General features: G+C 66.5%; 7 protein-coding genes. 5 read left to right on the forward strand and 2 right to left on the reverse strand.

Annotation, left to right across the window (positions count from 1 at the left end; translation table 11 throughout):
- Nucleotides 1–740, reverse strand: a 740-nt coding sequence (locus tag DSP71_RS06790) for an amidohydrolase family protein (RefSeq protein ID WP_147251224.1), incomplete at its 3' end; no start/stop codon positions are given.
- Nucleotides 741–920: 180 nt separating this feature from the next.
- Here DSP71_RS06790 and DSP71_RS06795 point away from each other — a divergent pair.
- The 5 genes from DSP71_RS06795 to DSP71_RS06815 all read left to right on the forward strand — a co-directional run bounded on the left by DSP71_RS06795 (nucleotide 921) and on the right by DSP71_RS06815 (nucleotide 6,634).
- A complete protein-coding gene (locus DSP71_RS06795) occupies nucleotides 921–1,934 on the forward strand; it encodes a LacI family DNA-binding transcriptional regulator (protein WP_113680699.1) in 1,014 nt (337 codons plus the stop codon).
- 262 nt (nucleotides 1,935–2,196) lie between these two features.
- Nucleotides 2,197–3,717 (forward strand): multiple monosaccharide ABC transporter ATP-binding protein, encoded by a 1,521-nt coding sequence (gene mmsA / locus DSP71_RS06800; RefSeq protein ID WP_218867587.1) that lies wholly within the window; start codon nucleotides 2,197–2,199, stop codon nucleotides 3,715–3,717.
- On the forward strand, nucleotides 3,714–5,084 hold the full coding sequence (gene mmsB / locus DSP71_RS06805) for a multiple monosaccharide ABC transporter permease (protein WP_113680700.1): 1,371 nt from the start codon (nucleotides 3,714–3,716) through the stop codon (nucleotides 5,082–5,084). The genes mmsA and mmsB overlap by 4 nt, the downstream gene beginning before the upstream one ends.
- A 62-nt stretch (nucleotides 5,085–5,146) precedes the next feature.
- Nucleotides 5,147–6,262, forward strand: coding sequence for a sugar-binding protein (locus tag DSP71_RS06810; RefSeq protein WP_113680701.1), 1,116 nt, complete (start codon nucleotides 5,147–5,149; stop codon nucleotides 6,260–6,262).
- A 123-nt stretch (nucleotides 6,263–6,385) separates the two neighbouring features.
- A complete protein-coding gene (locus DSP71_RS06815) occupies nucleotides 6,386–6,634 on the forward strand; it encodes a hypothetical protein (protein WP_058632415.1) in 249 nt (82 codons plus the stop codon).
- Between the two features lie 78 nt (nucleotides 6,635–6,712).
- Here the strand turns inward: DSP71_RS06815 and DSP71_RS06820 are convergent.
- The coding region (locus DSP71_RS06820; RefSeq protein ID WP_220151088.1) for an HNH endonuclease signature motif containing protein at nucleotides 6,713–7,657 on the reverse strand (945 nt) is incomplete at its 5' end.

Here is a 7,657-nt window from a genome sequence, read left to right on the forward strand (position 1 = left end):
ACGCGGTCCACGTGCCGCAGCGAGGTGCTGTTCACGTGGCAGTGGTGCATCGCGGCACCCGTCTCGGCGGCGGCGCGGACGAGCTCCTCAGAGCCGTCGATCGGAGTGCGGGGGTCGGCTTCGATCAGCTCTCGCACATGCGTGAAGGTCGGAGCGTGCGCGGCGGCGGCGAGGCGAGAGAGGTCGAGGTACTCGTCCGGATCGGAGCGCGGCGCGTACCCCATGAGCACGCCGATGCCGAGGGCACCGGCCCCCAGCTCGTCCTCCAACAACCCCAGCCAGCGGCGGCGCTCCGCGGGGGAGGACGAGCGCTGCCACTCCGGTTTGCCGAGCAGGTCCATCGACGCGGTGAAGTCGGCGACGGGCACCCGGTCGAGGTGCGCGTACGCCCGCGCCTGCGACCAGGAGGCCGAGAATCCGTAGTTCAGCGGTCGGCCGTCCGCGGCGGCACGGGCGAGGGCTTCGGCGATGGGCATGAGTCCGGCTTCGAGGTCGAGTGCCGTGGTGACGCCGTCCATCGCCTGCAGCCGCTGTCCCGCGATGGAGTGCACGTGGCTGTGCAGGTCGACGAACCCCGGCCCGACGATGAGACCGGTGGCGTCAACCACCTCGGCATCGGCCGGAACCGTGAGTCCGTCGCCGAGAGCGGCCACGCGCCCGTCGGCGAGGAGGAGGTCGGTGATCCGGTCGGTCTCCGTCTTCGGGTCGATGACGCGCCCGCCGCGCAGCAGAGTGTCCACGCTGTCACCCTGCCATGCGGGACGAGGGCGATCCGGTGCGGTGCGACGAAACCGGGTGATGGTTCCGGTGCCGCCGTACAACCCGTTCTGCGCGCCCCGGTCCACGGGGAGGTGCACGGGAAGGCGTCGACAGACATAATGTACTGGGGATGTGACCGTGCACACGCAAGGAGGCAAGTGATGTCCACCGCCTCCGCGCGCGCCCGCCTGCCGAGTATCCGCGACGTCGCCCGCCTCGCCGGTGTCTCGCATCAGACCGTGTCCCGCGTGCTCAACGATCATCCGAGCATCCGGCCGGAGACGAAGGCCAAGGTGCTCGACGCCATCTCGGTCCTCGACTACCGGCCCAATCTCGCCGCGCGCGCCCTGGTCACCAGCAAGTCGAACATGCTGGGGATCCTGTCCGCGACGATCGGCGAGTTCGGACCCACCTCGTCCATCGCCGGCATCGAGGATGCGGCGCGGGAGGAGGGCTATTCGGTCTCGACGCTGAACCTCGCCGACACGACGCCGGAGGCGATCGGCCATGCGGTGCGGCAGCTGTCGCGTGAGCAGGCCGATGGGATCGTGGTGCTCGCCCCCCAGGTGCGGGTCTTCCATGTCCTGCGCGGCATGTCCGTCGACATGCCGTTCGTGACGCTGCAGACGGCGTCCGGATCCGACGGCGTGAGTCTGTCGGCGGACCAGGTGGCCGGTGCGAAGGCGGCAACGGAGCACCTCATCTCCCTCGGACACAGCGACATCCTGCACCTGGCCGGTCCCCAGGACTGGATCGAGGCGGAGTCGCGCATGCGGGGCTATCTCGACGGATTGCGTGAGGCCGATCTGCCCACGTTCCCGCCCATCCGTGGCGACTGGACGGCGGACTTCGGGTACTTCGCGGGCAAGGAGCTCTCGCTTCGACGCGACTTCACGGCGGTGTTCGCCGCGAACGACCTGATGGCCATCGGTCTGATGCACGGGTTCCGGGATTCGGGCGTGCGGGTGCCGCACGACGTGAGTGTCATCGGCTTCGACGACATCCCCGTCGCGGCACACGTCGCTCCGACGTTGAGCACCGTGCACCAGGACTTCCCCGAGCTCGGTCGTCGGGCGGTGCGGATCCTGCTCGCGGAGATCCGCGGCGAGCAGGTGCCGGCCTTCGGTCCGCTGCAGACGATCCTGCGCGCCCGCGAATCCGCCGTCGCCCGCTGACTCGTTCCCTGCGGCGCTGCGCGGAGGCTCGCGAACCCATCGAATCCTTTCGATCCGAGCTGTCGCCTGGGGGCTCGCGATCGCGCGCATCTCGGCAGTGTCACGGTCCGGATTCGAAATGCCGATGCCGACTTGACAGCAGTCCCGACGAAGACGACGATATAGCGATGTGAACGGTCACATCGAAGGTGACCGCACGTCGCGAGGAAGATCCGTGAGCACCACAGCAACGTTGCCTACCGTGTCAGGCCCCATCCTGGAGATGCGCAGCATCACCAAGGAGTTCCCTGGGGTCAAGGCGTTGGCCGACGTCTCCATCACCGTCCGAGCCGGCGAGATCCACGCGATCTGTGGTGAGAACGGCGCCGGGAAGTCGACCCTGATGAAGGTCCTGTCCGGGGTGTACCCCTACGGGACCTACGACGGCGAGATCCTGCTCTACGGCGAGGAGCAGCGGTTCAGGGACATCGCGGCCAGCGAGCAGGCGGGCATCGCGATCATCCACCAGGAGCTCGCCCTCATCCCCGAGCTCTCGGTCACCGAGAACATCTTCCTCGGCAACGAGATCCAGCGCGGAGGCCGCATCGACTGGACGGCCCAGAAGGAGCGGGCCATCGAGCTCCTCGCCCGCGTCGGGCTGAGCGAAGACCCCGACGCGCAGATCAAGACCCTCGGCGTCGGCAAGCAGCAGCTCATCGAGATCGCGAAGGCGCTCAACAAGGACGTCAAGCTCCTGATCCTCGACGAGCCGACCGCCGCGCTCAACGAGAACGACTCGCAGCATCTGCTCGACCTGATCCTCGGGCTGAAGGCCAAGGGCATCGCGTCGATCATGATCAGCCACAAGCTCAACGAGATCGAGCAGATCGCCGACGAGATCACCATCATCCGCGACGGCCGCACGGTCGAGACGCTCGACATCTCGCGCGGAGAGATCAACGAGGACCGCATCATCCGCGGCATGGTCGGTCGTTCCCTCGAGAGCCGCTACCCGGATCGCACCCCCGAGATCGGCGAGGTGTTCTTCGAGGTCAAGGACTGGTGGGTGCAGCACCCGACCGTGCCCGAGCGCATGGTCGTCAAGGGCTCGAACATCAACGTGCGCCGCGGCGAGGTCGTCGGCATCGCCGGTCTCATGGGAGCGGGTCGCACCGAGTTCGCCATGAGCATCTTCGGCCGCTCCTACGGCACCTTCCTCTCCGGCACCCTGATCAAGGACGGCCAGGAGGTCGCCCTGCACGACGTCGCCTCGGCGATCAAGCACGGGCTCGCGTACGTCAGCGAAGACCGCAAGGTGCTCGGACTCAACCTGCTCGACACGATCAAGCGGTCCATCGTCGCGGCGAAGCTCTCCAAGATCGCGCACAACGGCGTCGTCGACTCCCGTGAGGAGTTCTCGGTGGCCGAGCGCTACCGCAAGGCGCTGCGCATCAAGACACCATCGGTCGAAGAGGGCGTCGGCAAGCTCTCCGGTGGAAACCAGCAGAAGGTCGTGCTGGCCAAGTGGATGTTCACCGATCCCGACCTGCTGATCCTCGACGAGCCGACCCGCGGCATCGACGTGGGCGCGAAGTACGAGATCTACGCGATCATCAACGAGCTCGCCGCCCAGGGCAAGGGTGTCATCGTCATCTCCAGCGAGCTTCCCGAACTCCTCGGCATCTCCGACCGCATCTACACCGTCTTCGAGGGTCGGGTCACCGACTGCATCCCGGCCGATCAGGCGACACCCGAGGACCTCATGCGCAGCATGACCTCCACGAACCAGAAAGCATCCGCATGACCACCGACACCACCGCAACGAAGCGCGGCTTCCACTTCAAGGACATCACGAAGATGTTCGGGGGAGGGCAGTCGACCCTCCGTCAGTTCGGCATCCTCGGCAGCCTCGTCGTGATCCTGGTCGTCTTCCAGGTGCTGACGTGGATCTTCAAGGGCACCGGACTGACGCTGTCCTCCGGCAACCTGATCAACGTCGTCAACCAGTACTCGTACATCCTGATCCTGGCCATCGGCATGGTGATGGTCATCATCATGGGTCACATCGACCTCTCGGTCGGATCCGTCGCCGCGTTCACGGGCATCGTCGTGGCCAAGGCCATGCAGGACTGGAACCTCCCCTGGCCGCTGGGCATCCTCCTCGGTCTCGGTGTCGGCGTGCTGGTCGGGGCCTGGCAGGGATTCTGGGTGGCCTACGTCGGGGTGCCGGCGTTCATCGTGACGCTGGCGGGCATGCTGTTCTTCCGAGGCGCGAACCAGTGGGTCGGCGACTCGCAGTCGGTGCCGGTGCCGCAGGGCTTCAAGGTGATCGGTGCCGGGTACCTGCCCGAGTTGCCGTTCATCCCGGTGGACTTCAACGTGCTCACGATGCTCCTCGCCCTTCTCGGGGTGGCCTGGATCGTGTTCTGGGAGTTCCGCACGCGTCGCATCCAGCGCAAGATGGGTGCCGAAATGGCGCCGGCGTGGGTGAGCGTCACCAAGGTCGTGCTGATCTCCGCCGTGATTTTGATCGCGGGCTGGCTGTTCGCCACCGGGCGCGTGGGCACCAGCTTCCCGATCTCCGGCATCATCCTGCTCGCCCTGGTCATCCTCTACTCGTTCATCACGAACAACACCGTCTTCGGTCGCCACATCTACGCGGTCGGCGGCAACCGGCAGGCTGCGCGCCTGTCGGGTGTGAAGGACCGCTGGGTCGACTTCTTCGTGATGATGAACATGTCGGTGCTCGCGTCGCTGGCCGGCATGATCTACGTCGCCAGGGCGACCGCCTCCGGTCCCCAGGACGGCAACGGCTGGGAACTGGATGCGATCGCCTCGGTCTTCATCGGTGGCGCGGCCGTCTCCGGCGGGATCGGAACCGTGATCGGGTCGATCATCGGTGGTCTCGTGATGGCCTTCCTCAACAACGGTCTCGCCCTCCTGGGCGCCGGTGCCGACGTGGTGTCGATGATCAAGGGCCTCGTGCTGCTGTTCGCCGTCGGTGTCGACGTCTGGAACAAGCAGCAGGGACGCCCGTCGATCATCGGATTCCTCACGCGTCGCTTCGGCCGCAAGCAGGACCCGGCGACCGACACGTTCGATCCGACCAAGACGAACTACCCCACCAGCCAGAAGTACGAAGCCCCCGCCGTCGAAGAGACGCGCGGATAGTAGGGGCCCAGGCGCGTACCGCACGCGCACCTGGACCTTCACACACCAGAGAAAGAGATCACATGAAGAAGATTCTTCTGTCGGCGACAGCGCTTGTCGTCGCGGGCGCCTTCGCCCTCACCGGCTGCTCCTCGGAGCGCGGTGGCACCGGATCGGGAGCGGGGGAGGAGACCGCCAAGGGCTTCGCCGCCGACGCCACGATCGGTGTCGCCCTTCCGGACAAGACCTCGGAGAACTGGGTTCTCGCCGGTCAGCTGTTCACCGACGGCCTGAAGAAGGCCGGATTCAAGCCGGACGTGCAGTACGCACCGGCCAGCAACACGGTCGCCGAGCAGCAGAACCAGATCCAGGCGATGGTCACCGGTGGCGCCAAGGTCATCATCATCGGCGCGAAGGACGGCAAGCAGCTCGCCACCCAGGTCGAGGCCGCCCGTGACGCCGGCGTCACGGTCATCGCGTACGACCGTCTGATCGAGAACACCGAAGCCGTCGACTACTACGTGGCGTTCGACAACTTCAAGGTCGGTCAGCTGCAGGGTCAGGCTCTGCTCGACGGTCTCGCCGAGCGCGCGGGTCACGAGGCTCCGTACAACATCGAGCTGTTCTCGGGCTCGCCCGATGACGCGAACTCGGCCGTGTTCTTCAACGGTGCGATGGACGTGCTGCAGCCGAAGATCGATGACGGCACGCTCAAGGTCGTCTCGGGTCAGACCGAGATCGCCCAGACGGCGACCGAGGGCTGGAAGGCGGAGAACGCTCAGCGCCGCATGGACTCGATCCTGACGTCGACGTACAGCTCCGAGACGCTCGACGGCGTCCTGTCCCCGAACGACACCCTCGCTCGCGCCATCATCACCTCGGTGCAGGGTGCGGGCAAGCCGGTCCCGGTGGTCACGGGTCAGGACTCCGAGGTCGAGTCGGTGAAGTCGATCATGGAGGGCATCCAGTACTCCACGATCAACAAGGACACCACGCTCCTCGTCGAGCAGTCGATCAAGATGGTCGGCCAGCTCCAGAAGGGCGAAGAGGTCGACGTCAACGACACCGAGCAGTACGACAACGGCGTGAAGGTCGTTCCGGCCTACCTGCTCGACCCGATCATCGTCACCAAGGAGAACGCGGCAGAGGCCTACGCCAACGTCCCGAGCCTCCTCGAGATCGTGAAGTCGTACCAGTAAGACACATCGCTCCGCGACGCTCGTCGTCGCGGAACACGAGCCGTCCGGACCCTCGGGTCCGGGCGGCTCGTTCGCGTTGCGAGGGTGCTCGCGTCGGGTGGCTCCGATGATTACGGTGAAGGTGTGAAGCTCGCTCTGCGTCCGATGATCCCCGCCGATGCGGAGACGTTCGCGTCGTGGGCCGAGGATCCGGTGTTCCGCGCACACGCGGGGTGGAGCCAGGACATGACGGTCGATCGAGTCGCCTCGTGGTGGCGCGAGATCATCGAACACCCCGACCCCCGCTTTCTCGGCGCCGATTCGCGGTACCTGCGGTTCCACTTGTCACGGGCCGATTGGGTACGCGGCAGTCCGTTCAGGTCGGCACGCTGATCAGAAGCGTGCTCCTGAAGCGTGCTCCTGAAGCGTGCTCCTGAGGCGTGCTCCTGAGGCGTGCTCCTGCGAGGTGTCTCAGAAGCGCGGGCGAACTGGCTCGTCCGGTGCCGGCTCGTCTGGCGGTGACTCGTCGGTGAACACCACCGTGTTCTGGGGCGGTGGGCGGTCGATGTACTCGCGCCCGGTCGGGCTCGTCCATTCCAAGACGCCACCGGGGCGCTGCTCGACATGCCAGGGGGAATGGTGTTTGAGCATGTGATGTCGTCGGCAGAACGCGGAGAGGTTCGATTCGCAGGTGGCACCGCCGCTCGCGGCCGCATGATTGTGGTCGAGGTCGCACTTTCGGGCGACGATCCCGCAGCCGGGGAACCGGCAGCGTTGATCTCGGGCTCGAAGGTGTCGTCGCAGCCGCGCGTTCGGTCGGTAGCGATCCACCGCGAGCATCTCGCCGGAGATCGGATGCGTGAGCACCCGATCCCACCCGGAGGCGAGACCGGCGAGTGCTCGAGCAGTCGCCGTGTCGATCGGAACCACACCGTCGAGCTCGGCCGGCGGCGGCACAACGTCGAGCTCGGCCGGCGGCGGCACGGAACCTGCTCGCGGCGGCACGGAACCGGGCACGAACGGGAGCCCCTGTCGTGTGGCATCGTCGCGGCCCATCAGCGTCATCACCGGAACCGTGACCTCGACGCGGGCCTCGATCTCTCCGAGCAGGCCGTCGGCGGTGTCGTGTCCGGTGGGCGTTCCGGTCAGCACGAGGTCGGTCAGCAGGTCAGTGCGCAGCTGATCGACCGTACGCGCCTCGCGGTCGTGCGCCTCGGTGGTGCTTACATCAGCGGTGCTTACATCAGCGGTGCCTTCATCAGCGGTGCCTTCATCAGCGGTGCCTTCATCAGCGGTGCCTTCATCAGCGGTGCCTTGATCAACAACGGCGCTCTGCTGCTTCACCGCATGAGCCATCTGCGAGAGCCGATCGAACATACCGTGCACGAGCACGGCGGGAGCCTGGACGCCGAGCTC

This window comes from Microbacterium sp. H6 (assembly GCF_003314775.1).
Taxonomy (GTDB): Bacteria; Actinomycetota; Actinomycetes; order Actinomycetales; family Microbacteriaceae; genus Microbacterium; species Microbacterium oxydans.